This is a genomic window from Enterobacter bugandensis, assembly GCF_900324475.1.
In the GTDB taxonomy this organism is placed as follows: domain Bacteria; phylum Pseudomonadota; class Gammaproteobacteria; order Enterobacterales; family Enterobacteriaceae; genus Enterobacter; species Enterobacter bugandensis.
In genome coordinates this window covers 2,986,449-3,011,774 of the sequence record NZ_LT992502.1, presented here as the reverse complement: position 1 = coordinate 3,011,774, position 25,326 = coordinate 2,986,449, and the positions used below count along the sequence as shown (strand labels likewise).

19 protein-coding genes are annotated in these 25,326 nt (G+C 54.0%); 12 read left to right on the top strand and 7 right to left on the bottom strand.

What is annotated here, in order from left to right:
- Positions 1 to 180: 180 nt before the first annotated feature.
- Positions 181 to 876: an EAL domain-containing protein gene (locus tag DG357_RS14680; RefSeq protein ID WP_080351161.1), complete on the bottom strand. Its 696-nt coding sequence runs from the start codon at positions 874 to 876 to the stop codon at positions 181 to 183.
- Positions 877 to 1,838: 962 nt separating this feature from the next.
- Between DG357_RS14680 and DG357_RS14675 the strand changes: the two genes are divergently transcribed.
- From DG357_RS14675 to DG357_RS14650, 6 genes are all read left to right on the top strand, one after another.
- Positions 1,839 to 2,657: a winged helix-turn-helix domain-containing protein gene (locus DG357_RS14675; protein WP_159087783.1), complete on the top strand. Its 819-nt coding sequence runs from the start codon at positions 1,839 to 1,841 to the stop codon at positions 2,655 to 2,657.
- Between the two features lie 423 nt (positions 2,658 to 3,080).
- Positions 3,081 to 3,617: a fimbrial protein gene (locus DG357_RS14670; RefSeq protein ID WP_047367856.1), complete on the top strand. Its 537-nt coding sequence runs from the start codon at positions 3,081 to 3,083 to the stop codon at positions 3,615 to 3,617.
- A 120-nt stretch (positions 3,618 to 3,737) separates the two neighbouring features.
- The gene (locus tag DG357_RS14665) at positions 3,738 to 4,499 is read left to right on the top strand and encodes a fimbria/pilus periplasmic chaperone (protein WP_049136347.1); all 762 of its coding nucleotides are present in this window, start codon (positions 3,738 to 3,740) and stop codon (positions 4,497 to 4,499) included.
- A complete protein-coding gene (locus tag DG357_RS14660) occupies positions 4,483 to 7,038 on the top strand; it encodes a fimbrial outer membrane usher protein (RefSeq protein WP_402740355.1) in 2,556 nt (851 codons plus the stop codon). Before DG357_RS14665 ends, DG357_RS14660 begins: the two co-directional genes overlap by 17 nt.
- A 1-nt stretch (position 7,039) precedes the next feature.
- Positions 7,040 to 8,371 (top strand): fimbrial usher protein StbD, encoded by a 1,332-nt coding sequence (gene stbD / locus DG357_RS14655; protein ID WP_088205090.1) that lies wholly within the window; start codon positions 7,040 to 7,042, stop codon positions 8,369 to 8,371.
- Entirely contained in the window at positions 8,337 to 9,062 is a 726-nt protein-coding gene (locus DG357_RS14650) for a fimbrial assembly chaperone (RefSeq protein WP_088205089.1), read from the top strand. Before stbD ends, DG357_RS14650 begins: the two co-directional genes overlap by 35 nt.
- Before the next feature lie 153 nt (positions 9,063 to 9,215).
- On the opposite strand, the gene fumA is transcribed toward DG357_RS14650, so the two are convergent.
- Together fumA and DG357_RS14640 are read right to left on the bottom strand one after the other, a co-directional pair.
- The gene (gene fumA, locus DG357_RS14645) at positions 9,216 to 10,865 is read right to left on the bottom strand and encodes a class I fumarate hydratase FumA (RefSeq protein ID WP_088205088.1); all 1,650 of its coding nucleotides are present in this window, start codon (positions 10,863 to 10,865) and stop codon (positions 9,216 to 9,218) included.
- A 53-nt stretch (positions 10,866 to 10,918) separates the two neighbouring features.
- Entirely contained in the window at positions 10,919 to 12,427 is a 1,509-nt protein-coding gene (locus DG357_RS14640) for an anion permease (protein ID WP_023325580.1), read from the bottom strand.
- Between the two features lie 611 nt (positions 12,428 to 13,038).
- Between DG357_RS14640 and DG357_RS14635 the strand changes: the two genes are divergently transcribed.
- Both DG357_RS14635 and DG357_RS14630 read left to right on the top strand, forming a co-directional pair.
- A complete protein-coding gene (locus DG357_RS14635; protein ID WP_088205087.1) occupies positions 13,039 to 15,819 on the top strand; it encodes a flavocytochrome c in 2,781 nt (926 codons plus the stop codon).
- A 58-nt stretch (positions 15,820 to 15,877) separates the two neighbouring features.
- Positions 15,878 to 16,840, top strand: coding sequence for an FAD:protein FMN transferase (locus DG357_RS14630; protein ID WP_047367849.1), 963 nt, complete (start codon positions 15,878 to 15,880; stop codon positions 16,838 to 16,840).
- Here DG357_RS14630 and dcuR read toward each other — a convergent pair.
- Both dcuR and DG357_RS14620 read right to left on the bottom strand, forming a co-directional pair.
- Positions 16,821 to 17,540 (bottom strand): two-component system response regulator DcuR, encoded by a 720-nt coding sequence (dcuR, locus tag DG357_RS14625; RefSeq protein WP_028013719.1) that lies wholly within the window; start codon positions 17,538 to 17,540, stop codon positions 16,821 to 16,823. The genes DG357_RS14630 and dcuR overlap by 20 nt on opposite strands.
- A complete protein-coding gene (locus DG357_RS14620; RefSeq protein WP_088205086.1) occupies positions 17,537 to 19,153 on the bottom strand; it encodes a sensor histidine kinase in 1,617 nt (538 codons plus the stop codon). The genes dcuR and DG357_RS14620 overlap by 4 nt, the downstream gene beginning before the upstream one ends.
- A gap of 165 nt (positions 19,154 to 19,318) precedes the next feature.
- Between DG357_RS14620 and DG357_RS14615 the strand changes: the two genes are divergently transcribed.
- On the top strand, positions 19,319 to 20,182 hold the full coding sequence (locus DG357_RS14615) for an N-acetylmuramic acid 6-phosphate etherase (protein WP_088205085.1): 864 nt from the start codon (positions 19,319 to 19,321) through the stop codon (positions 20,180 to 20,182).
- Between the two features lie 57 nt (positions 20,183 to 20,239).
- On the opposite strand, the gene ompC is transcribed toward DG357_RS14615, so the two are convergent.
- Positions 20,240 to 21,406 carry a porin OmpC gene (gene ompC, locus DG357_RS14610; protein WP_047367847.1) on the bottom strand — a complete coding sequence of 389 codons (1,167 nt, stop codon included), beginning with the start codon at positions 21,404 to 21,406 and terminating at the stop codon, positions 20,240 to 20,242.
- A gap of 285 nt (positions 21,407 to 21,691) precedes the next feature.
- Here ompC and DG357_RS14605 point away from each other — a divergent pair, with 285 nt between their 5' ends.
- The 3 genes from DG357_RS14605 to DG357_RS14595 all read left to right on the top strand — a co-directional run bounded on the left by DG357_RS14605 (position 21,692) and on the right by DG357_RS14595 (position 24,342).
- Complete coding sequence (locus DG357_RS14605) at positions 21,692 to 22,393, top strand: phosphohydrolase (protein WP_045260359.1); 702 nt, start codon at positions 21,692 to 21,694, stop codon at positions 22,391 to 22,393.
- A gap of 61 nt (positions 22,394 to 22,454) precedes the next feature.
- On the top strand, positions 22,455 to 23,870 hold the full coding sequence (locus DG357_RS14600; RefSeq protein WP_045260358.1) for a DNA cytosine methyltransferase: 1,416 nt from the start codon (positions 22,455 to 22,457) through the stop codon (positions 23,868 to 23,870).
- On the top strand, positions 23,851 to 24,342 hold the full coding sequence (locus tag DG357_RS14595) for a very short patch repair endonuclease (protein ID WP_041909351.1): 492 nt from the start codon (positions 23,851 to 23,853) through the stop codon (positions 24,340 to 24,342). Before DG357_RS14600 ends, DG357_RS14595 begins: the two co-directional genes overlap by 20 nt.
- Here DG357_RS14595 and yedA read toward each other — a convergent pair.
- The gene (gene yedA, locus DG357_RS14590) at positions 24,314 to 25,228 is read right to left on the bottom strand and encodes a drug/metabolite exporter YedA (RefSeq protein ID WP_028013712.1); all 915 of its coding nucleotides are present in this window, start codon (positions 25,226 to 25,228) and stop codon (positions 24,314 to 24,316) included. The two genes, DG357_RS14595 and yedA, sit on opposite strands and share 29 nt — an antisense overlap.
- Positions 25,229 to 25,326 lie beyond the last annotated feature (98 nt).

The window sequence follows — 25,326 nt, the reverse complement described above, 5'->3', positions numbered from 1 at the left end:
ACGCGTCTGTTTCTGAAAACTGGATCAGTGAGGGAAAATTAATAAGCGCAAATTACACATAAGCTGATGCGTGACATGCATCAATCCTTCATGGTGTAGCTGGATGACTATAATTTACAATAAGTTAACATCTATTTAATTATATGGTTACGATAGGAGGGCGGCATTTTGCTATTACGGTTATGTGACATTGCGCATTTGTCTCTGGACGGTTTGAACCGACGGGGCCTGCACCGCATGGATTTTTTTCTCCGGCCAGTAAAATCCCTGCGCCAGATCGGCCCCCGCCAGCAATGCCGCTCTGACGTCTCGCTGACTCTCAACCCCTTCCGCAAGGACGAACGTTCCGAAACGTCGTGCTTCAGCGATCAGGTGCGCTAAACCCGCGCTATCGTTGCGATACTGCTGGAACGCAGCGCAGTCGAGTTTCACCCCATCGAATTCCAGCCCGCTATCGGCAAGCGTACTGCCATAGTCGCTGAGATAATCATCGAGCCAGACCTCCATACCGGCATGCCGAAGACGCCGGAGATTTTTATCCAGTAATGCGAGCCTGGTCGCGTCAAGACGGGCGATTGCCATTGGGTCCTGAAGCTCAACGACCCCCGGTAAAGGGCCTTGCAGAAGCGCCGCGGTCCCCTCTTCGCTGGCGAGAATGGCTGTGGTGAGGTTAACAAAGAGCTTTACGGTGATTTTTTGACTTTCAAGCGTCTTGAGCTGCCACGTTCTCAACTGCAGGAGTTGGGCGGATGAGCACTGTTCAAACCACTCTGCAATATTGACCTCAGTGGGAGGCTCAGACAGCACTTCATATCCACAGAGTTGCCTCGTAGTGAGTGACATTATGGGCTGCAGCCGAATAGTAAAACGTTTCATGACGACGTGAGTGTGCGATTTTATAGGTGATTAATTCTATATCTCTCCCTTTATTTAATGAGGTTAATCTTTGTGAACAGTGTAAAAATAGTTTTTTATACTGGTCTGGATGCCTTTTATCGGCCCGTTTAATGTTTTTCTGCGTCTGTTTATCCCTTGTTCATCATTTGTTGTTTTTGAGTTAAGTTAGTCAGTCTGCTCAGTAGTGTAATTAAAAAAGTCAGAAAGAATTGTAAATATTTAACCGGCCATCAAAGTACAATTGCGCTATTTTTAATCGCCTTAATCACAGGAGCCAAAACGGCAGAACGGAAGGTGATATTGTTGGTATACAGGCGATCTTTTCTTATATACGACTGATTTTTCGACAGGTTTATTGAGGCGAATGAGCGATGTTAGGTCTGAGCTGTATTTATGATGTGATTTTTAAGGATAAATCTCACCTAAAATTGATTTGGATCAATTTTAAACTGTATTTTCAGTTTTTTCTCACCTTAAAGATGAATCATGCGATATATCAAAATAACCACTGCTTTACTTAACTTGTTGAATATTAATGAATTTTACTTTCAAGGTTATAGTGCTGAGTACACATTAAGCGTTCAGATATGCCCCTTTCTTAATTTAATAATTCTGATTATTCCTGAATATTCCTGATTGCTGAAATAGAGTCGGGTAAGGCGATTAAAATTTATTAATATTTTTCAAGATTAAAATATTAAATTTTTGTTGTTTTTAGTAAATGATGCGATAACTTGTCTGTGATACAGTACAAAATTCTGACTATGGGGCCTGCACTGTGTAATGTATCCTGGACTTCGCAAAAAAAATAAACTTAACAAGATGAAAATATTAAAAATGATCTGCGTCACGTGCCCAAGCGAGGTAACGCGTCAGGAGCCATTTCGCGCATGCCCGGAGGAAAACTTACTTAATAAGAGTTTATGCATATGAAATTTATAATGAATAAGCAGATAATATTTGACTCAGATATGAGTACGCTGGGCCTCGAAGGTTCTCAGGATGAGTTGATTCAAATCTCGAACCCTACGAAGAGACTTTTATTGTTGCTTATTGCCCATAAGGGAGAGGCAATAAAAAGGGAAGTAATATTTAAGAAAGTCTGGGACGACTATGGCATGGTTTCCAGCAACAATAATCTTAACCAGTGCGTAAGTAAGTTACGTAAGATTATGAAGAATCTTGGCATGGATGAGGAGGTGATTGTCACCGTACCCAAAATAGGCTTTATGCTGCATCAGCACGTTGACATCGAAAAATGCTCAGAGCCGGTTGACGTCATCATGGGGGCCCCTTCAGAAACCGAAACCGCTTATATTGCCAACGGACGTTTACTAAAAGGCAAAACTGCCGAAAGCAGCGCGGGCGAAGTATCTCGCTGGCGTAAGATGAAAACAGGAATAGTAAATCAGCTGGTGCTTTTTTTCGCTGTTGTGGCGCTGGGCGGGGCTGCAGGATTCTGGGTTGCCAGTAAGCCCGTTGAACGTAATGAGATTTACATGGGAAATGCTGGCTCCTGTAAGGTCATGATGTCTGAACAGGCGCTGGACAGTATAACCAATCCTGACGTAAAGAAGGTCGTGATGGATTTAGCAGTAAAGCTTAACCCCGTCTGTAAGAGTAATGAGTATGTCCTGATCATCAAAAGCAGTACGTTCAAAACGTATTCTTCCAATCTCTCGCGTCTCTATTTTATGCGTTGCGGCATGTTGAGTGACGGCAAAGAAGAGATATGCTGGGGGTTATTGCCACCACGCTGAGCGCATTATCCTTTATTTTCCCGGTATTCGCCGGGAATTTAATCTTCCCTCCTGATTACCGGTTTAATTCTCCCAGAGAATCAACATCCTTTTCTCATTCAAAATCTTGAGAAAAGCATAATTTCTTTTTTTTCTCCCTCGCTGGCGCATAAGTAATCACTGCAATTATGACGCGACTGGCATAAAAAGCTTCATCGCACATTAAATTACCTCGTTGGTAGCATTATAATCTTAAGTTTTGCGATTTAATGGTTAATTATTTTTGTAATAGGGATTTTCGTATAGATTTGTTCCTGCAGCTCATCGGGCAGGGTTTACGCGTTCGCCTTTATTTTATTTGGCGTTCAATTTCATATGACCGGTTTGTCTGTAAAAAAGGAAGTTTTCATTATCGGTTCAATTGATAAAACAGGAATAAGCGTTATGAACAAGAAAAATATTATTGCGTTAGTTCTGGGGGCGTCACTGGTCTCTGGTGGGGCTTTTGCTGCGTCTGACAACACCATCACCTTCCAGGGGGAGGTGACGGATGAAACCTGTTCAGTTGCCGTAAACGGTAACAGCGCCTCTCCGGTGGTTTTATTGCCAACGGTCAGCGCCTCCGATCTTGCCGCCAGCGGTGATACCGTGGGATCGGTCACGTTTGATATCGGGGTAAGCGGCTGCACGGGCAACGCCAGTGGGGAAACGAAAATCTCGACGGTGTTTGTCGGTAATCAGGTGACGTCTAACGGCAACCTTGGCAACACCGGCACCGCGAAGAACGTTGAAGTCCAGATCCTGGATACCGCCAATGCCGTTGTGAACCTGAGCAATGGCTTTACCGGTAATGGCGACCTCAAGCTGGCCGCGAACCAGACGGACGCCTCCGCTACCTATACCGCGCAGTATTACGCCAACGCAGCGGCGACGGCGGGTACGGTAGAGGCCACGCTGCAATATGCCGTTTCCTACCAGTAACAGGCCGCACTGGAACTAACGTGTGCACGTTTTGCAGGATGCAAACGTGCACATTCCACTCAGCGCATTGCAGTCAGGGTCTCGCCACACCAGGTTCATTCGACCCGGGAGTTGTTAATAATGATAAGCGCACATCTTCAGCGTATCGCTCAGTACCTGACTTATTTGATATGTGTACTGATGCTGGCAAACACCGCATCCGCAAGCGTCACGATACTGGGCAGCCGGATTATTTATCCTGCCGGGGCCTCGTCCGTTGACGTGCAGCTCAAGAATAATGATGACATTCCTTACGTGATTCAAACCTGGTTTGACGAAGGTAATGTTAACGCGACTCCGGCTGAGGGCGCGAAAATCCCTTTTCTGACGACCCCTCCCGTGTTTCGAATCCAGGCGAAAGCGGGACAAGTTATCCGCGTGACCCATACCGGCGCGCGCGATTTACCGCAGGATCGGGAATCCCTGTACTGGTTCAATGCACTCCAGGTCCCACCCTCGAATCTCGAGAGTGAAAAAGGGCAGAACAGAATGCTGGTCATGCTACGTACCCGGGTAAAAGTGATTTACCGGCCAGCCGGCATTGGCTCCCCAAAAAATCAGCTGAACGGGCTGCGGGTCAACACCACTTTCGATGCGCAAAAGGGATATGGGATTTCGATAGAGAACCCGCAGCCGTGGTATGCGTCATTAACCCTCATTGAGGCTGAGGCGGGGGGGAAAAAGCATACCCTCACAGCTGATACGGTAGCGCCTTTCGATCGTCAAACGTTTTGGTTTAACAACTGGAAAACCAAAACCGTGGGAAACGGTACGGTCAGGGTATGGCTTGTTAACGATCAGGGAGCACGGATCAATGGGCACTACCCTGTCTCGTACCCCTGAGTTTCGTCGCAATCTGCTGGCGCTGTGTATCTCGTTGAGCTGCACGGGGCTGGTGGAGGCGAAAGAATATGTTTTTGACTCTTCACTGCTGCAGGGCTCGTCCTGGGGCATGGATCTGGAGCAGTTTAACCGGCATCAGGTCGCACCCGGACGTTATCTGGTGGATGTATACGTCAACAATACGCTGGTGAAAAGCGAAGAAAAGATCGTCTTCCGCGCTAAAGCAGATGGTCGCGATCCTGAACCCTGTCTGGGCAAATCGCTCATGCAGGCCGCAAAACTGAAAGCAGCAGACCGCGATGAGGGGACAGCGTGTCGCCTTTTGAGTGAGTGGGCTGAACATGCAACCTGGCTGTTTGACCAGGCCTCACTGCGCCTTCAGCTGGCTATCCCGATGACGGAACTCCAGCGTACGCCTCGCGGCTATATTCCGGTAAGTGAATGGGACGCGGGTATGGCGGCGATCTTTTTGCGGCATAACACCCGCTACACGTTCACGGAAAATACAGACACTCGCTACCGCTATCACTATTTATGGAGCGGCATCAATGCCGGAACCAACCTTGGGCTGTGGCAGGTTCGACATCAGGGAAACCTGCGCTATGCGGACAGCAGCATAAGTGGAAGCGATTCGAGTTATAACGCCGTTCGAACCTGGGTACAGCGTCCCATCGAACCGATCGATAGCGTGCTGGCGCTGGGGGATAACTATACCGACAGCAGCCTCTTTGGCAGCCTCTCGTTCAATGGGGTGAAACTGGCAACCGATGAACGCATGTGGCCGCAGGGGAAGAGGGGCTATGCTCCGGAAGTCAGGGGCGTTGCATCCAGCAGCGCACACGTGGTGATTAAGCAGCTAAATAACGTCATTTATGAAACCAACGTTCCGCCTGGACCATTCGTTATCAATGACTTATACAACACCCGCAGTCAGGGGGATCTTGAGGTTGAGGTCATTGAGGCCAGCGGAAAAACATCCCGTTTTACCGTGCCTTATTCCGCTGTGCCTGATTCCGTGCGTCCGGGCAACTGGCAATACGGCCTCTCATTCGGACGCGTTCGTCAGTACTACAGTATTGAAAACACCTTCCTGGAAGGCGTGTTACAGCGAGGGCTGAGCAATGAAGTCACCAGCAACCTCGGCCTGCGCGTGGCAAAGGACTACACGGCTTTTCTGGCAGGGGGCGTGCTGGCGACTGAAATCGGTGCAATTGGTCTGAATGCCACCTGGTCTGATGCCCTGGTTGAAAATGATGACCGGCAGCAGGGATGGCGTGCAGAAATCAGCTACAGCAAGACGTTTACGGCAGGCACTAACCTCGTGCTTGCCGCATACCGCTACTCGACGAGTGGTTATCGCGATCTGGAGGATGTGCTGGGCGTTCGCCGCCAGCAGAAAAGCGGTACGGAGTACTATTCAGACACCCTGCATCAGCGCAATCGACTGACGGCGACGGTCAGCCAGCCGATGGGAAGCTGGGGGGTACTTAATTTGAGTGCCAGCACGGCGGATTACTATAGCAATCAGTCGCGTATGACCCAGCTGCAGCTGGGCTACAGCAATCAGTGGCGACGGATTAGCTATGGGATGAACGTAGCCAGACAACGGACGAGCTGGGACTACGGACGCTTTTATACCAGTACTCGCGAGCCGGTTGATGACAGTTCAATAGAGAAATACACCGAAAATACCGTCTCTTTCAACGTGTCGGTCCCCCTGGACTGGGGCAGCAACCTGGCGTCGGTGGCTTACAACTACAACCAGTCGCGCGCCAGCCGCTCCTCGACAGTATCGCTAACCGGCACGGCAGGGGACGGTCGTGACAGATCGTACTCCGTGTACGGCGGATATGAACGTTATCGGGATGGGAGCAGCGGTAACGCCACGACGTTTGGTGGAAACGTTCAGGAAAATACCCGCGTGGGGTCCGTACAGGCCAGCTATGACCAGGGGGATAACTACCGGCAGGCAGGGCTTGGTGCATCCGGAACACTGGTGCTACATCCGGGAGGATTAACGCTCGGGCCGTATACCAGCGACACGTTCGCACTGGTACACGCCGATGGTGCCCAGGGTGCGCGCGTGCAGAACGGACAGGGGGCGACGATTGACGCGTTTGGCTACGCCATTCTGCCGTCGCTTTCCCCTTACCGTAGCAACAATGTCAGCCTGGACTCGCGCACTATGATGGCGGATGCCGAACTGAAAGGCGGAAGTCAGCGCGTCGTGCCCTATGCGGGGGCAGTGGTCCGGGTGGACTTTGCCACGCTGAAAGGCAAAGCCGTTCTCATTACTCTCAGTACCCGTGACGGAGAACTACCGCCAATGGGGGCGGAGGTGCGGGATACCGAGGGAACATTGATTGGCATGGTGGGGCAGGGTGGCCAAATTTATGCCCGCGTCCCGGAAGCCTCCGGTGTGTTGCGCGTGAAATGGGGCAAAGAGCGCGACCAGCGCTGCCGTGTGCCGTATCAAATTACCGGGCGAAACGCAGAGCCGTTGGTTTACCTGAGCCAGATATGTGAAAAGGAAAATTAAAATGCAGGACAGGTTAAAACATTTTCTGGTACTGGGGCTGTTTTTGCTGATAAGCCAGCCCGGGTGGGCAAACTGCATTAGGGTGACCAGCACGTCATCACTCTCCAGCATGGCCATCGCGGCTGGGTATACTGCCGCCGACTGGTCGGGTGCATGTGATACCTGCCATGGCAATATTGGGCTGCCGGCGGTAATCAGTATCAACAGCGGCACTAACTTTCAGCCGTCGGGAACGTTGCTTGCCAGCGCGGTGGGCAATTTTTTAACGGCAGCGACTAACAAAACCTATGCCAGTAATCAAATTCTGTTCCGCTGCGCCCTGTCTGACGCCGGAAGTTTATATGAAATGTATGCCACCAACGGCGATAATGCCTATACCGGCATGTATGCCTCCGCTGAAATTGAGGGTGCGTATTATGATGTCGCAAAAAACGTCGCCGTAAGAATGACCAATCTCAGCACCGGGGAATATTACAGCCGCTACTGGAAGCAAAGACAAATCACCTCGGCAGACTGGTATCAGGATGGAACCTATATTTACATTCCAGCCAGCGCATTCAGCAATGTGCTGTATGAAATGTATAAGATTTCATCCACCACCTATTATCTTAACGCCAGCAATTACTATAAAGATGCCTATACCCAACCGCGAGGCTATATAGCCTTTAAAGGCCCCGGGCTGGCATCAAATTCAATCGTGGTGGGCCAGGATAGCGCGATTTATTATTATGGCTGGTATACAAACTGGCCCGGCGCATGGAGTACCTACAATGCCGTGACCTACGTCCGTGGTGCACTATGTCAGGTTAAAGACTATCCCGCCGTTGTGCTTTTACCCACCGTCAGATCCGCCGCGTTGCAGGCCGGAGGTACCAGTCAGGCTCCGTTCTCGGTCAGCCTCGAGTGCGAGTCAGGTGCGGTTTCCGGTACCGCCACGTCCACGGCCAGCAAGGCAAACGTGGCCATGGGCTTTTTAGTCAACCAGGCCGTTGCTGTCAGTGCTGCGCAAGGGCTGGGGCTGGTGACCAGCGGTGGGGGTCTAACCTGGCTACTGGATTCGCATTACGGTAACAGCGGCGTGGCTTCTGGCGTGGGTATAAAAATCCTTAACCGGAGTGGGACGGCAATCAATTTGTTACCCGACAGAAGCATAACCGGCACGGGAAACTCGCGCGGCTGGTATGCGTATCAGGATCTTACCAGCCTGACGTCGACGGGGGCGGTAAACACCTATACCGGTGATTTTACCGCATCATTAGAGGCCCTCAGTGGGCAAACTGTGACGCCAGGTACGGTTAATGCGCAATTACAAGTCGTTGTTAATTTCCAGTAGGCTTGCTCTGGCAGGCTTGCTGATGACATGCCTCATCGCTGAGGCCTATGCCGTGGTTAACGTCGATCGGACTCGTGTGATTTTCAGCGCAGGCGAAATGGCTCAGTCGCTGAATCTCTCTAACGATGGTGAAACGCCAGCCATAATTCAGGTCTGGACGGACACGGGCGATCCGCTGGTGCCGCCGGACAAAGTCAGCACGCCGATTGTGTCTACTCCTCCGGTTTTCAAAATGTTGCCGAAGGAGATTCGCTCGTTGCGTTTGCTGCTTACGACACGTCAGGGGCTGCCGAACGATCGGGAAAGCGTCTTTTGGCTGAATATTTTCCAGATCCAGCCTGAGAGTGAGCGGACCCGGCAGAACGCGCAAAAGTTAATTCTGCCGTTACGCTTAAGGATGAAGGTCTTTATTCGTCCTGCCGACATCGGCGATCCTGATGCTCTTCAGTATCAGACGCTTCAGTTCAGCGCTCATGATATGCGGTTAATCATTACTAACCCGACGCCCTGGAATATTAGCCTCAACGTGGAGATTCCCGGGCAAAGGCCGCTGACCAATATTATGGTTTCGCCACGGGCGGAAAAGGTGATTTTGCCTGATAAGCCACTCTTGCCGGGAAAAACAATAGCCTATCGTGTGATTACCGACGACGGTAATTATCTCAGTTATCAGGCCGTTGTTCGACAATAGCATGCGGCGTTAGCATATATTGAAAAACTAAAATGAAGAAAAAGCGTTTGTATGGTGTGTATGGAGAATAAGAAAACTATTCTCCATACAGGGCAGCGACAGCAGGAGTTAATTAACAAGTTGCTGTCGCTGCTGCTGGCGTTATGGAAAATCTCAGCGCTGTGAACAGCCTTTGCACTGCTTGTTCTGGATCTGCTGGAAGAAGTCGTTGCCTTTGTCATCCACCAGAATAAACGCCGGGAAGTTCTCCACCTCAATTTTCCAGATCGCTTCCATACCCAGCTCAGGATAGGCCACACACTCCAGGCTCTTGATGCTGTTTTGCGCCAGCACCGCCGCCGGGCCGCCAATGCTGCCCAGGTAGAAGCCACCGTGCTTATGGCAGGCGTCGGTCACCTGCTGGCTGCGGTTGCCTTTCGCCAGCATGATCATGCTCGCGCCGTGGGATTGCAGCAGGTCGACATACGAGTCCATGCGCCCTGCGGTGGTTGGGCCGAGGGAGCCAGACGCGTAGCCTTCCGGCGTTTTGGCCGGGCCCGCGTAGTAAATCGGGTGATCTTTAACGTACTGCGGGAGCGCTTCGCCGTTATCCAGCAGCTCTTTCAGCTTCGCGTGGGCGATGTCGCGCGCCACGATAATCGTCCCGTTCAGCGACAGGCGGGTAGAGACCGGATACTGAGACAGCTGCGCCAGGATCTCATTCATCGGCTTGTTCAGGTTGATGCTCACCACGTTGCCTTCGCCCTGCTGGCGCAGGGATTCAGGAATATACTGACCCGGGTTGTGCTCAAGCTTCTCAATCCAGATCCCGTCGCGGTTGATTTTCGCCTTGATGTTACGGTCGGCGGAGCAGGAGACCCCCATGCCGATTGGGCAGGAGGCACCGTGGCGTGGCAGGCGGATCACGCGGATATCGTGGGCGAAGTATTTCCCGCCGAACTGCGCGCCGAGGCCGAGGTTCTGTGCTTCCTGGAGCAGTTCCTGTTCGAGCTGAACGTCGCGGAACGCCTGGCCGTGCTCGTTGCCTTCGGTTGGCAGCGCGTCGTAGTAGCGGGTGGAGGCGAGCTTCACGGTTTTCAGCGTGGCTTCCGCTGAGGTACCGCCGATAACAAACGCGATATGGTACGGCGGGCAGGCTGCGGTCCCCAGGGTACGCATCTTCTCAACCAGGTAGTTTTTCAGCTTCGCCGGGGTAATCAGCGCTTTGGTTTCCTGGTAGAGATAGGTTTTGTTGGCTGAGCCGCCGCCTTTCGCCATGCACAGGAATTTATACTCGTCACCGTCGACGCTGTAGAGGTCAATCTGTGCGGGCAGGTTAGTGCCGGTATTCACCTCTTTATACATATCCAGCGCCGCATTTTGCGAGTAGCGCAGGTTGTCTTCAATATAGGTGTTATACACGCCCTGGCTCAGGGCCGCTTCGTCACCGCCGCCGGTCCAGACGCGCTGGCCTTTCTTACCCATAATGATTGCCGTGCCGGTATCCTGGCAGGTTGGCAGCACGCCCTTGGCGGCAATTTCCGAGTTGCGCAGGAACTGCAGGGCCACGTACTTATCGTTCTCGCTGGCTTCCGGGTCGTTAAGAATGGCGGCAACCTGCTTCTGGTGGGAAGGACGCAGCATAAATGCGGCGTCGTGGAAGGCCTGCTGCGCCAGCAGGGTCAGGGCTTCGGGCTCCACCTTCAGCACTTCCTGGCCGTCGAATTCGGCAATGGAGACATGCTCGTTGGTCAGCAGGTAGTATTCGGTGTCGTCATGCGAAAGAGGGAAGGGGTTCTGATAAAAAAACGGTTTATTCGACATAGTATTGCTCCACAAAAATAAAACCGCCGGAGGAGAAGTCCGGCGGTCAGGAATCAGAACATCATGGACATCCACGGGTAGCCAATCAGCAGCAGGGCCGCCAGGAAGATGGCACCGAAGATGGTGCCGAGGCGCCAGTAGTCTTTGGTTGGCAGGTAGCCGCTACCGTAGTAAATCGGGCTTGGGCCAGTGCCGTACGGGGTGATGATCCCCATCACGCCCAGCGAGGTCACCATCAGCAGAACGAACACTTCCATATTCATGCCCGGGATAGTGGAGGCGATGGTCAGCATCGCTGGCAGCAGCGCCGTGGTGTGCGCGGTGGTACTGGCAAACAGGTAGTGCAGCAGGTAGAACGCCAGCAGCAGCACGATGGTCGCTACGCCCGGAGAGATACCGCTCATCAGCAGACCGCCTTCTTTACCTAACCAGCTGATAAAGCCGGTAGAGGAGAGGCCATCCGCCAGCGCCACCAGGGTGGCGAACCAGACGAAGGTGTTCCACGCCGCTTTGTTGCCGGTGATATCGTTCCACTCCAGCACGCCGGTCCACAGCATCAGGCCGACGATGAGCAGGGCCGCCATCGCGGGTTCAATCCACGCGGCGGCGAAGATCCACATCAGCAGCGCGCAACATACGAACACCAGCAGAAGGATCTCATTGCGCGACAGTTTGCCCAGTTTTTCCAGTTCACGGGTCGCCCACAGCGGCACTTCGTTGTTCACCTTCACCTCTGGCGGGTAGAACCAGTAGGCCAGCAGCGGCATGGTCAGGATCAACAGGATGCCCAGCGGCAGGAAGGCGAGGAACCAGGTCCCCCAGGAGATGTCGATCCCAACCGTACTTTTCACCAGCGCCAGGGCCAGCAGGTTCGGCGCAAGGGCGGAGAGGAACATTGAGCTGGTGATACAGGCCGCGGTGATCGCCACCCACATCAGGTAAGAACCAATCTTACGCGCGCTTGGGTCGTTGGGTTTTGAACCGTACAGCGGCGGCAGGTTAGCGATGATCGGGTAGATGGTCCCACCGCTGCGCGCGGTGTTGGACGGAGTGAACGGTGCCAGCAGCAGGTCCGCAAACGTAATCGCGTAACCGAGCGTCAGGCTGCGACGGCCAAGATACTTCACCAGAATCAGCGCCAGACGGCGGCCGAAGCGGGTTTTGTCGTAGCCCGCGGCAAACATAAAGGCACCGAAAATCAGCCAGACGGTGGAGTTACCAAACCCGCTCACTGCCCACTTAAAGGAGGCGCCCGCCAGCTTAAATTTTGGGTCAGCCAGCTGTTCAGGGCTGAACAGCACCCACTGGCTGCACAGGGCAATGGCGACCACGCCGGTCAGACCGATCACCGCGCCCGGCAGGGGTTCGAAGATAAGACCGACGATCACGCCGACGAAGATGGCGAAGTAGTGCCACGCGTAAGGAGGCAGTCCTTCCGGTACCGGAACAAACAGCAGCAGTACGGCGACGATGACGGGCAGTGCCATCATCAGCAGACGTTTTGCGTTTCCATTTGATGCCTGGTTCGCCACAGGGGGCGTTACAGCAGTTTTTGTATTCATAGTTTCACGTCTTAAGTTGTCAAAAATTCGGTCGCACTGAAAAGTCAAAATTGCTTTCTTAAGTTTCTTTGCTTTTTTTAGTTATTAAAGGTGCGTTTTTGTATTTTCAGTAATAGCGATTTAACGCTTTTTTGTGTGCGTTAAATTAAAAAATGATGATGTTTTTATATTGCGCTTTTAAATGCCATGACTATTGATCGAGATCAAAAAAACAGAATTGCAGCGTTATTTTTATGCTTTTATTAATAACCACTCTGGCGTATGTGGTTATTATCTTTTTTGCGGGTTTATTTTATCATTTCTGTAACAATTTGAATTTTTAATAATTACTATTTGGTTGATTTTAAAGGGTGTTTTTGGTTTTTGGTGTAATGGCTTTACCATTTTTTATTTAACGTATTTTAAAATATTGTGAATGCCTGAATGACAATCGCTAACACCAATGTATTATTAGTGTTATCACAGGGATTAAATAGTTTTTTAACTAACGTAATAACTTTAGAAACTAAAAAAATCATTATATTAATATCATAACATCGGCAAAAAACGACGAAATAAAAAAATCAATCCGATAACGAATTCTCAATTTTTAAAAGTTTGGAGTTTCTATTATGAGCACTAACGAACGCATTCTTAGCCCCTTCACATTACCGAATGGCACTGAACTGAAAAACCGTTTGTTAATGGCCCCTATGACCACCTGTACCGGCTATTATGACGGCACCGTTACCAGCGAACTGGTGGAGTACTATCGGGCCCGTTCCGGCAGCATTGGCACCATCATCGTGGAGTGCTGCTTCGTCGACGATCTCGGCCTCGCCTTCCCGGGCGCAATTGGTATTGATAACGACGAGAAAATCGCCGGGCTGGCGAAAATCGCCGAGGCCATTAAATCCAAAGGCTCTAAGGCCCTGCTGCAGATCTACCACGGTGGCCGCATGGTTGATCCGAAACTGATCGGTGGCCGTACCCCGGTTGGCCCAAGCGCCGTGGCCGCGCCGCGTGACGGTGCCGCAACGCCGGTTGCCCTGACCGCCGAAGAAGTGGAAGGCATGATCGGCAAATTTGGTGAAGCCGTGCGCCGCGCCATCCAGGCCGGTTTTGACGGCGTGGAAATCCACGGGGCGAACACCTACCTGATTCAGCAGTTCTACTCTCCAAACTCTAACCAGCGCGATGACGAGTGGGGCGGCAGCCGCGACAATCGCGCGAAGTTCCCGCTGGCGGTGCTGGACATCACCCACAAAATGGTACGCCAGTACGCGGACGACGCGTTTATTATTGGCTACCGCTTCTCCCCTGAAGAGCTGGAAGTGCCGGGCATCCGCTTTGAAGACACCATGTACCTGCTGGAAAAACTGGCGGCGCGCGGCGTGGACTACCTGCACTTCTCCGTCGGCGCGACCCTGCGTCCGTCCATTGTCGACACCCAGGACCCGACGCCGCTGATCGAAAAATACTGCGCGATGCGTTCTGAAACGCTGGCGCAGGTTCCGGTGATGGGCGTGGGCGGCGTGGTGAATGCGTCAGACGTGAATGAAGCGCTGGACCACGGTTACGACCTGATTGCCGTTGGCCGCGCCACCATTGCCTACCCGGACTGGACCGACCGCATCGCGGCCGGGGAAACGCTGGAGCTGTTTATGGACAGCACCAAACGCGAGGAACTGAGCATTCCTGAACCCCTGTGGCGCTTCTCGCTGGTGGAAGCGATGATCCGCGACATGAGCATGGGCGAATCGAAATTCAAACCGGGCATGTTCACCGAGAAGGTGCAGGATGACGCGAACGAGCTGGTGATTAACGTCAGTCTGGAAACCGACCGCATTGCGGACATCGAGCTGGCCTCTGGCCCGAGCGATGACGTTGAGTTCGTCACCAGCTTTGAAGAGATCCGTACCCGCATTCTTGACGCCAATACCCCGCACGTGGATGCCATCACCGGTGCAACCAGCCAGAGTGAAGCGGTGAAGAAAGCAGTCTCTAAAGCGATGCTGAAATCCAGCAAAGCGCTGGCAGCGGAAGAGGGCGTGGACCCGAACGAAACCCGCAGCGTGGACGTGGTGGTGGTCGGCAGCGGCGGCGCCGGTCTGGCGGCGGCGATTCAGGCTCACGACGAAGGCGCGAGCGTGCTGATTGTTGAGAAGATGCCGACCATCGGCGGGAACACCATTAAAGCCTCTGCCGGTATGAATGCCGCCGAAACCCGCTTCCAGCGCGTGAAGGGCATTCAGGACAGCAAAGAGCTGTTCTACCAGGAAAGCCTGAAAGGCGGCGGCAACAAGAACAACCCTGAACTGCTGCGCCGCTTTGTCGAGAACGCGCCGCAGGCGATTGAGTGGCTGGCAACGCGCGGCATCATGCTGAACGACATCACCACCACCGGTGGGATGAGCATCGACCGTACTCACCGTCCAAAAGACGGCTCTGCGGTGGGGGGCTACCTGATCAGCGGCCTGGTGCGTAACGTCAACAAACGCAACATCGAGGTGATGCTGGATACCTCCGTCAGCGACATCATCTTCGAGAACGGTGAAGTGACCGGGGTTCGCCTGACCACTGAAGAGAACGAAACCGTCACCGTGGCAGCGAAAAGCGTGATCGTGGCGACGGGCGGCTTCAGCGCCAACAGCCAGATGGTCGTCAAATACCGTCCGGATCTGGAAGGGTTCGTCACCACCAACCACAAAGGGGCAACCGGCGGCGGCATCGCGCTGCTGGAGCGCATCGGGGCGGGCACCGTGGATATGGGCGAAATCCAAATTCACCCAACCGTTGAGCAGAACACCTCGTACCTGATTTCCGAATCCATCCGCGGGGGCGGGGCGATTCTGGTCAACCAGAAAGGGGAGCGCTTCTACAACGAAATGTCGACCCGCGATAAAGTCTCGGCGTCAATCATCGCGCTGCCGGAGAAATACGCGTACATCGTCTTTGACGAGCACGTACGTGCCAAAAACAAAGCCGCGGATGAGTATATTGCGAAAGGCTTCGTGACCAGCGCCAGCTCGCCAAAAGCGCTGGCGGATGCGCTCGGTATGGATCACCACGCTTTCCTCGCGACCCTGGAACGTTATAACGGTTTCGTTGAAAAACAGCACGATGACGATTTTGGTCGTACCACCGCGCTGCGTGCGCCTATCAACGAAGGGCCTTTCTACGCTATTCAGATTGCGCCAGGCGTGCACCACACCATGGGCGGCGTGACCATCAACACCGAAACCTGCGTGCTGGACAGCAACCACAACGTACTGCCGGGGGCGTTTGCGGCGGGTGAAGTGGTCGGGGGGATCCACGGCGGCAACCGTATCGGCGGTAACGCGGTGGCGGATATCATTATTTTTGGTACCCTTGCAGGACATCAGGCGGCGATGCGCTCAAAAAGAACGTAAGGCTCCTGTCTCCCCGGCGGCGCGGTGCCTGCCGGGGCTACATCTGAGGACACATACAATGCCTGATAGCCATCGCGTTTACAGCTACTCCGCCGTTCTGATGGGCTCGCCCATTCTCCTGAAGCTCTTCTTCCATGACGAAGCCCTCGCGTCCCGCGTTTTCCGCCTGATCAAACAGTACGAAGATCTCCTCACCGTTAACCGGGCGCATTCCCAGGTGATGGACATCAACCATGCGGCGGGCCAGCATCCGGTTGCCGTCAGTCGTCCGGTGTTTGAACTGATCCGCTGTGCCAAAGCGGCAAGCATGCTAAAAGACAGCGCGTTTAACCTGGCGATCGGCCCGCTGGTGAAGCGCTGGAAGATTGGCTTTCAGGGAGACAGCGTTCCGCCTGCCGATGACATTGCGTCCCTGCTGGCGATAACCCGGCCCGAGGAGGTCATCCTTGATGAGGCGCAGACCAGCGTGTTTCTGACCAGATCGGGGATGGAGATTGATCTGGGGGCCATCGCCAAAGGCTATATCGCCGACCGGGTGCGGGACTACCTGCGCAAAGAGGGCGCTGAGCTGGGGCTGATCAACCTCGGCGGAAACATCCAGACGTTAGGCTCGCCGGAAGGTGGCTGGAGCGTGGGGCTAAAAAAACCGTTTGCCGGTGACGCGCTTATCGGTGCGATGACGGTGGAGAACCTCTCCGTGGTGACCTCGGGAACGTACGAGCGCTACTTCGAGCAGAACGGCAAGCGCTATCACCATATTCTCGATCCGCGCACCGGGTATCCGCTCGACAACGAGCTGGAGAGCGTCACTATCATTTCAAAAGACTCCATTGACGGCGACATCTGGACCACGCTGATGTACGGCATGGGGGTAGAAAAGGGCTGTGCCGCCCTGCGCGCGCGCCCCGATATTGAAGCTATCTTTGTGACCAAAACAAAAGAAGTGGTGATCTCCTCGATGCACCACTTCCGTTTTACCCTTCTGGATGAGAGCTACCGCGTTATTGGCAGTACTGTTTGAGCAGCCCGATCTGTTCCGGCTGTAAACGGTAGCGATACACCGGACGCCCGGTGGCGCCGTAGTGAATGCTGGTGAACAGAATGTTGATCTGCGCAAGCCAAATCAGGTACTTACGGCAGGAGACGCGGGAGATATTGACTGCGTTAGCCAGATCGTCGGTGGAAAATTCCGTCTCCGGGTGGCCATCAATCCACTGGCAAATCGTGCGCAGCGTTTGCGGCGTTAACCCCTTCGGCAATTTTTTAGTGTCCGCCAGCTCCGGCGCGCCGCCGTGGATCAGCCTGTCGACGTCCGCCTGCTCGTAATACTGGTGCGAGCCCATCAGGCTGTGCTTTGCCTTCCAGCCGTTCAGCGCCTCTTCAAAGCGCGGGAACTGGAACGGCTTTATCAGATAATCCACCACGCCGTAGTGGATGGAGGTCTGGATCGTGGCGGCATCGGCGGCCGAGGAGATCATTATCACATCAATCGGGCGGCCTGACGCGCGAATATCGGGCAGCAGATCCAGCCCGTTATCCTGCTGCATGTAGACGTCCAGCAGCACCAGATCGACAGGCTGGCTGGGGTTATTGATAAAGGCCCTGGCCTGATTGAGCGTGGAGGCGACGCCGCAGCAGCTGAAGCCTTCAACACGGTTGACGTACAGACGGTTGAGATCGGCTACCATGGCGTCATCATCGACAATTAATACATTTATCACGCGATATTCCTCTCGCTATCCCAGGGGATGTGAACAAAAAATTGGGTAAATACGCCAGGCTCAGACTCGACGGTAATATCGCCGCCCAGGTTCTGGATCTGCTGGCGAGCAAGGAACAGCCCAACGCCGCGGTTTTCACCTTTTGTTGAGAACCCCTTAGTAAAAATAGCCTCCAGCTGAGCGGGATCAATGCCGGGGCCGTCGTCGCTGACTTCGCAGCTGAGCCAGCCATTCTGATAATGCAGCAGCAGGCCAATCTCGCCTTCCTGCTGTCCTGCCATCGCGTCGAGCGCGTTTTCGATTAAGTTACCCAGCGCGGTGATCAGCACCGCAACTTGCTCTTCACTGGCGGTATCCGGTATCAGGCTTTCATCCGCCAGCGTCAGGGTGACGCCGGCCTCTTTCGCTCGGTTGATTTTACCCAGCAGGAACCCGGCAACGACCGGGGACTTTACCTTGCTCTGGATCGTGCCAATGTCCGTCTGGTAATTATGCGCCGTCTGGATGATGTACTCCTCCAGCTTGTCGTAACGCTTCATGTGCAGCAGGCCGAGGATCACATGCAGTTTATTCATAAACTCGTGCGTGTGGCTGCGCAGGGCGTCGACGTAGTTGACCATGCCATCAATACGCTGCATCAGCTGGCTGATTTCCGTTTTATCGCGGAAGGTGCTGATAGCCCCGATCACCCGATTCTGGCTTTTGACCGGCACCATGTTGCAGAGCAGCAGTCGTCCGTTGCAGCTGATCTCCTGATCCTGACGCGCAATCCCGGTTTTCGATACCTCACGCAGGCTTGCCAGCAGCGGCTCGCTGGTGTTTTCGGTCTGCTTGCCGGAGGGAAGAAGTAATATCTCTCTGGCAGCGTGGTTAATCATTGTCACGCGGCCGTGAATGTCGACGGCCAGCACCCCTTCGCGAAGCGACTGCAGCATCGCCTGGCGCTGTTCGAACAGGGCGGAAATTTCGTAAGGTTCAAGCCCGAACAGGATGCGTTTCAGGACCCGTACCAGACCCCATATCGCCATCGAACTCATAAAGATGCTGAACAGAATTGTCCAGAGCGCGTTGAGCCGCCCGCGGGCTATCTGGTCTTCCACCTTTTTGAGGGAGATCCCGACCACGACGACCCCGATCTGATCGTGCTGGCTGTCATAGACCGGCGTGAAAACGCGAAGCGCCTCGGCGAGGGCGCCGCGGTTAACCGAGACATTCTCTTTGCCTTCCAGCGCGGGTTCCAGATCGTTGCCGATAAAATGCAGGCCGATGAGCGCCTCGTTCGGGTGCGAGTAGCGAATCCCCCGCATGTCGGTCACCACGGTAAGTAGCAGATCGTTGCGTTGGGTGACGGCTTTGGCGATGGGCTGAATGATGTCGGCCTGCGGCGACTGCATCAGGCCGCGCTGGATCTCCGGACTGTCGGCCAGCGTGCGGGCGATACCCAGAGCGGTATCTTTTACATCATCGCGGGTCGCCCGGGTGATCTGCACGGAATAGAGCGCAAAAACTACCAGCAACACCGAGGCGATAATCGCGGACACCATCAACGTGACCAGCGTGTACAGTTTCATGGGGCGCTTGCGCGTCAGAGGGAAAGGCTGCAGATCGCTCATCAACACTCCGCGATGATTAAGAAAGGGAGTGATTATCGCTGATGATGGGCTTTTCTTAAAGCCATGTAAAAGCGTCGATTTACTCTTCTTTTCGTGACCCCACTCGCAGGTCATCTATATAAAACACTTTATAGTGTGTGGGTACTCATAATAAGGAGGCTGTTTATGAGCATTACGCTTACCGGTTCAGTCAAGGAAAGACGGCACGCCAGCACGATGAATATAGATAGATTGTCCACGCTGGACATGCTGAAGGTTATCCATGAGGAAGATGCACGCATTTCTGCTGCTATAACCCCCTGCTTAACGACAATCGCCCGCGCGGTGGATAACGCCGCCTCGGCGCTCAACCACGGCGGCCGTCTGGTCATTGTCGGGGCAGGACCGTCGGGCTGCGCCGCACAACAGGCTGCAGATGAGTATGCGCCGGGTAAAACGCCGGTATTTGCCGTGACGGCAGAAGAGGGGGATGGGAGCTACGAGCGCGGGGTGGCTGACCTGCAGGCCATTAAATTTGATGAGCACGATATGATGCTTGCCGTGACCGTCAGCGGAAAAACGCCGTGGGTCTGGGGGGCAATGCGGCATGCGTGGTCGTTGGGAGCGCCGGTTGCGGTCATCACCGGTGATGCACAAAGCGAAGCAGCACAGCTGGCAAGCATGGTAATTGCCCCAGAGCTTGGGGCTGATGTGGTTGCCGGGTATCGCAATACCAGGGCGGGGATCGCGCAAAAAATGATCCTCTCAATGATTACCACCGCGCTGGCCGTTCGCACCGGGCGCGTTTACAGCAACCTGCGCGTGGATCTTGAGGCAAGCAATACCAAATGGGCTGAACGGCAAATCGCCATTGTGATGGAAGCGGGGGGATGCACCCGGGCGCAGGCAAAAGCCGCGCTGGAGAGCTGTAACCATCACTGTAAAACGGCGGTGTTGATGGTGCTGACAGGCCTTGATGCGTGGAAAGCCCATGAGCTGCTGGCGCAGAATAACGGGTTTATCCGCGTGGCGCTGCAGGAAGCGCCGTAAAATAGTGTCCCTTGAAACAAAAAAGCCCGCAAATGCGGGCTTTAGTATTTTCAGGGATCAGAACTGGTAGATCATGCCGATGCCAACAATGTCATCGGTTGCAATACCGTTGTCATTGTAGAAGGCGTCATCTTCGTCCAGCAGGTTGATTTTATAATCAACGTAGGTGGAGAAGTTCTTGTTGAAGTTGTAGGTCATGCCCAGGTCGATGTAGTTAACCAGATCCTGGTCTACATAGTCATAGCCATTGCGTGGATGATAATCGTTACCGCCCAGATCGATGCCTTTGGAATAGACCCACGCCAGGGATGGACGCAGACCGAAGTCAAACTGGTATTGCGCTACGGCTTCAAAGTTCTGCGTTTTGTTGGCGATACCGTCGCTGCCGTACGGCGTCATGTTGCGGGTTTCCGCGTACATCATCGCCAGGTAGACGCCTTGAGCATCATATTTTGCGCCAACGGTCCATGCGTCTGCACGGTCACCGCCTGCGTATTTGCTGAAGCGGTTATAGTTGCCCGCACCATAAGCAACCTGATCGTTGGTACGGTCAGAGGAAGAATACGCCGCACCCAGCGTCAGACCGAAGTCGAAGTCATAGGTGGTAGACATACCGAAGCCGTCGCCGTTCTGGAAGCGTACGTCGTCGTGACCGTTTTTGGTGCCTTCCTGATCTTCGTTAGCGTTTGCGCCTTCGTTAGCCCCCTGATACTGCAGCGCGAAGTTCAGGCCATCAACCAGACCGAAGAAATCATTATTACGGTAGGTCGCAACACCGTTGGTACGGCCAACCATATAGTTGTCAGTCCAGGTGTAGGAATCGCCACCAAATACCGGCAGCATATCGGTCCAGGCTTCAACGTCATACACGACGCCGTAATTACGGCCATAATCAAATGAACCGTATTCGCCATATTTCAGGCCCGCATAGGCCAGACGGTTGAAAGAGGTATCCCCGGCGTCTTCGGTATCATTTGCGTAGGTTTTATATTCCCACTGACCGTAACCGACCAGATCGCGGGTAATCTGTGTTTCGCCTTTGAAACCAATCTGCACGTAGGTTTCGTCGCCGTCGTCTCCCGCGTTGTCGGAGAAGGTATGACGCGCGTCAACCTTGCCGTACAGGTCAACTTTATTGCCGTCTTTGTTATACATTTCAGCCGCGTTTGCCGCGCCAGCCATTAATAAAGCGGGTACAAGAATTGCCAGAACTTTTCTTTTCATTATATATTCCCTTTAAAGATAATTTATATGAATATATGTAATCACCCTCCGTAATTACGTGTTTGATACTATTCTATGGCTCGTGAATTTGGTTCAAAAATAAATGTAATTAAACCAGTGAAAATATTACAAAATATTTCCAAAAATCTCTTTATTTTTCAAATGAATTAATCGCTTGAAAGTATTGCGGGTAATTATTATTAAGTATTTCGGGGTTCTATTTTTTAATTTATTTTATTTAGCTATGTTATAATTCAGTGCCCATTTTCGTAACAGGAAAGGATGATGGAACTCATACAGTGGCAGCAGCGCTTTGAATCCTGGCTTGATGAACATCACGCGACCGACGACACCGCGCACGATATTTCACACTTCCGTCGCGTCTGGCTGACGGCGCAGAAAATCATGGTTCATCACCACGTCGACCCGCTGACGATCCTGACCGCCTGCTATTTTCACGACATCGTTAGCCTGCCGAAAAATCATCCTGAACGCAGCCAGTCGTCGCGTCTGGCTGCGCGCAGAACGCGGGACATTCTGCACCGCGATTTCCCTGACTTCCCGTCCGATCGCTATGCCGCCGTGGAGCACGCCATCGAGGCGCACAGTTTCAGCGCCGGCCTGACGCCGTATACGATTGAGGCCAAAATTGTCCAGGATGCAGATCGTCTGGAGGCGCTGGGGGCGATTGGCCTGGCGCGCGTGTTTGCCGTGTCAGGCGCGCTGGGCGTACCGCTTTTTGACGCGGACGATCCGTTTGCCGACGCGCGCCCGCTTGATGACCGGGCGTTTGCGCTCGATCATTTTCAGACTAAGCTGCTGCGCTTGCCTGATACAATGCAAACCGACGTCGGGCGCGAGCTCGCGCAGCACAACGCCGATTTTCTGATTCAGTTTATGGCGAAACTCAGTGCCGAATTACAGGGCGACTGCATCGGGCTGGATAGCCAGATTCAACACCGCTTCCGTCGCAGTTTGCGAAAGTGAACTGTGGTAATCTGTTTCCAGTCTTTATTGCCCGGTTAAAAGAATGCAGGAAAATCGATCAGTGACAGAGCCCGCGCCAGAGCAGGCTGAGAAGTCAACGGCAACGGTGCAGGCATTACTGCGCCAGCTGCTGGATATTTATGACGCGAAAACGCTGGCAAACCAGCTGGTGGCGCACGGCGAAAGCCACTGGAGCCCGGCCATCCTTAAGCGACTGCTGACCAGCGATCGGGCAGGGCGCCGCCTGAGCGAAAGCGAGTTTCGTTATCTGCAAGACCTGCTTCCGCGTCCGTCTGCCGCGCACCCGAACTATGCCTTCCGCTTTATCGATCTGTTTGCCGGCATCGGTGGCATCCGGCACGGCTTTGAAGCTATCGGCGGTCAGTGCGTGTTTACCAGCGAGTGGAACAAACATGCGGTACGCACCTATAAAGCGAACTGGTACTGCGATCCGCATGAACATCATTTCAACGCCGATATCCGCGACGTTACCCTGAGCCATAAAAGCGGCGTCACGGATGAACAAGCCGCCGAGCACATTCGCCAGACGATTCCGGCGCATGACGTGCTGCTGGCGGGCTTCCCGTGTCAGCCTTTCTCGCTGGCCGGCGTCTCCAAAAAGAATGCCCTCGGGCGTGCCCACGGTTTTGCCTGCGATACGCAGGGAACGCTGTTTTTCGATGTGGCCCGAATCATTGACGCCCGTCGCCCGGCCATATTCGTGCTGGAAAACGTCAAGAACTTAAAGAGCCATGACGGTGGAAAGACCTTCCGCATTATCATGCAGACGCTGGACGAGCTGGGCTATGACGTGGCTGATTCCGGGGACATGGGCGCGGATGACCCGAAAATTATCGACGGGAAACATTTCCTGCCCCAGCATCGCGAACGCATTGTGCTCGTCGGTTTCCGCCGCGATCTCAATCTGAAGGGGGATTTCACCCTGCGGGATATTCCCTCCTTATACCCCGAGCGTCGTCCAACGATTGCCGACCTGCTGGAGCCGGTGGTCGACGCGAAATTTATCCTTACCCCGATCCTGTGGAAATACCTCTACCGCTATGCCAAAAAGCATCAGGCCAAAGGCAACGGATTTGGGTTTGGCATGGTGAACCCAAACGATCCGCACAGCGTGACCCGCACGCTGTCCGCTCGCTACTATAAAGACGGCGCGGAAATCCTGATCGACAGAGGCTGGGATAAAGCGCTGGGCGAGAAAGATTTCGACGATCCGCAAAACCAGCGTCACCGTCCGCGGCGCCTCACGCCGCGGGAGTGCGCCCGGCTGATGGGCTTTGAAACGCCACAGGGCTACCGTTTCCGCATTCCGGTTTCGGACACTCAGGCTTACCGTCAGTTTGGTAACTCGGTGGTGGTGCCCGCGTTCGCGGCGGTGGCAAAACTGCTGGCCCCGCGCATCAGACAGGCGGTGGCGCTCCGCCAGGGTGAGGCCGTCAATGACGGACGTTCACGATAAGGCCACGCGTAGCAAAAACATGCGTGCCATCGGCACGCGTGACACCGCGATTGAAAAGCGTCTGGCCGGGCTGCTGACGCAGGCGGGCTTCGACTTTCGCGTGCAGGATCCCGCACTTGCGGGTCGCCCGGATTTCGTCATTGACGCGTATCGGTGCATTATCTTCACCCACGGCTGTTTCTGGCATCATCACGACTGCTACCTGTTTAAAGTCCCGGCGACGCGCACCGATTTCTGGCTGGAGAAGATTGGCAAGAACGTTGAGAGAGATGCGCGGGATCTCGCCACGCTTGTCGCGCAGGGCTGGAGAGTGCTGATCGTCTGGGAGTGTGCACTGAGAGGACGGTTAAAGCTGAACGATGCCGATCTGAGCGAACGGCTGGAAGAGTGGATCTGCGGCGGCGGCCAGGCCGCGCAGATCGACACCCAGGGGATCCACGCGCTTACGGTTTCTCCACCTCGCAAGGCGTAACCACGGGCTTTGCCGGCAGCAAATATTTGCCTAAGGTCACCAGCACGACGGCAAAAACAATCACCCCTAAAGCTAACCACTCAACCGGAGAGAGCGTTTCACCGCCAAGCCCGGTGCCGAGCAGCACGGCCACGACCGGGTTGACGTAGGCATAGCTGGTGGCAACCGCCGGTGAGACGTTACGGATCAGGAACATATAGGCGTTGATGGCGATGATGGAGCCGAACAGCGCCAGATAGCCTACCGCCAGGAAGCCCGACAACGGCGGCAGGGTCGTCAGCTCCTCTCCTGTCAGGGCTGAGGCCAGCAGCAGCACAATCCCAGCCGCAAGCATCTCTATTGCCCCCGCCATCATGCCGGTCGGCAGTTCGATACGCGAACCGTATACGGAACCAAACGCCCAGCTCATCGAGCCGATAAGGATAATCACGGCGCCCCACGGATTCCCGCTCAGGTTACCGCCGCTGTTAAGCAGAATGATGCCGGCAAGGCCGATGCCAATCCCCAGCCACTCCAGCTTGCGGGTGCGGATGCCGAAAAGGCGGCTGAAGCAGAGGGTAAACAGCGGTACGGTGGCAACGACCACGGCGGCGATCCCAGACGGTACGTTCTGGTGCTCGGCAATGGTCACAAAGCCATTACCGACCGCCAGCAGCAGCAGGCCTATCAGGGCGGCGTTCAGCATTGGGCGGAGCGGTGGAAGCTTATGCCCGCGCAGCAGCAGGAAGGCCAGCAGCAGCACACCCGCCGAGAGGAAGCGAATGCCCGCCATCATCAGCGGCGGCCAGCTTTCCACGCCGATGCGAATGACAAAATAGGTTGAACCCCAGATGATATACAGCGAAAAAAGTGCTCCGATAAGCGGAAGCAGTTGCCGGAAACGCATAATCCCTCACGACGAAATAAAAAGGTCGCTGATAGTAAACGCGAAAACTATCGCGCTGGCGAGCCCTTTAATTGTGTAGTTGATGTGAATTTTTTGTT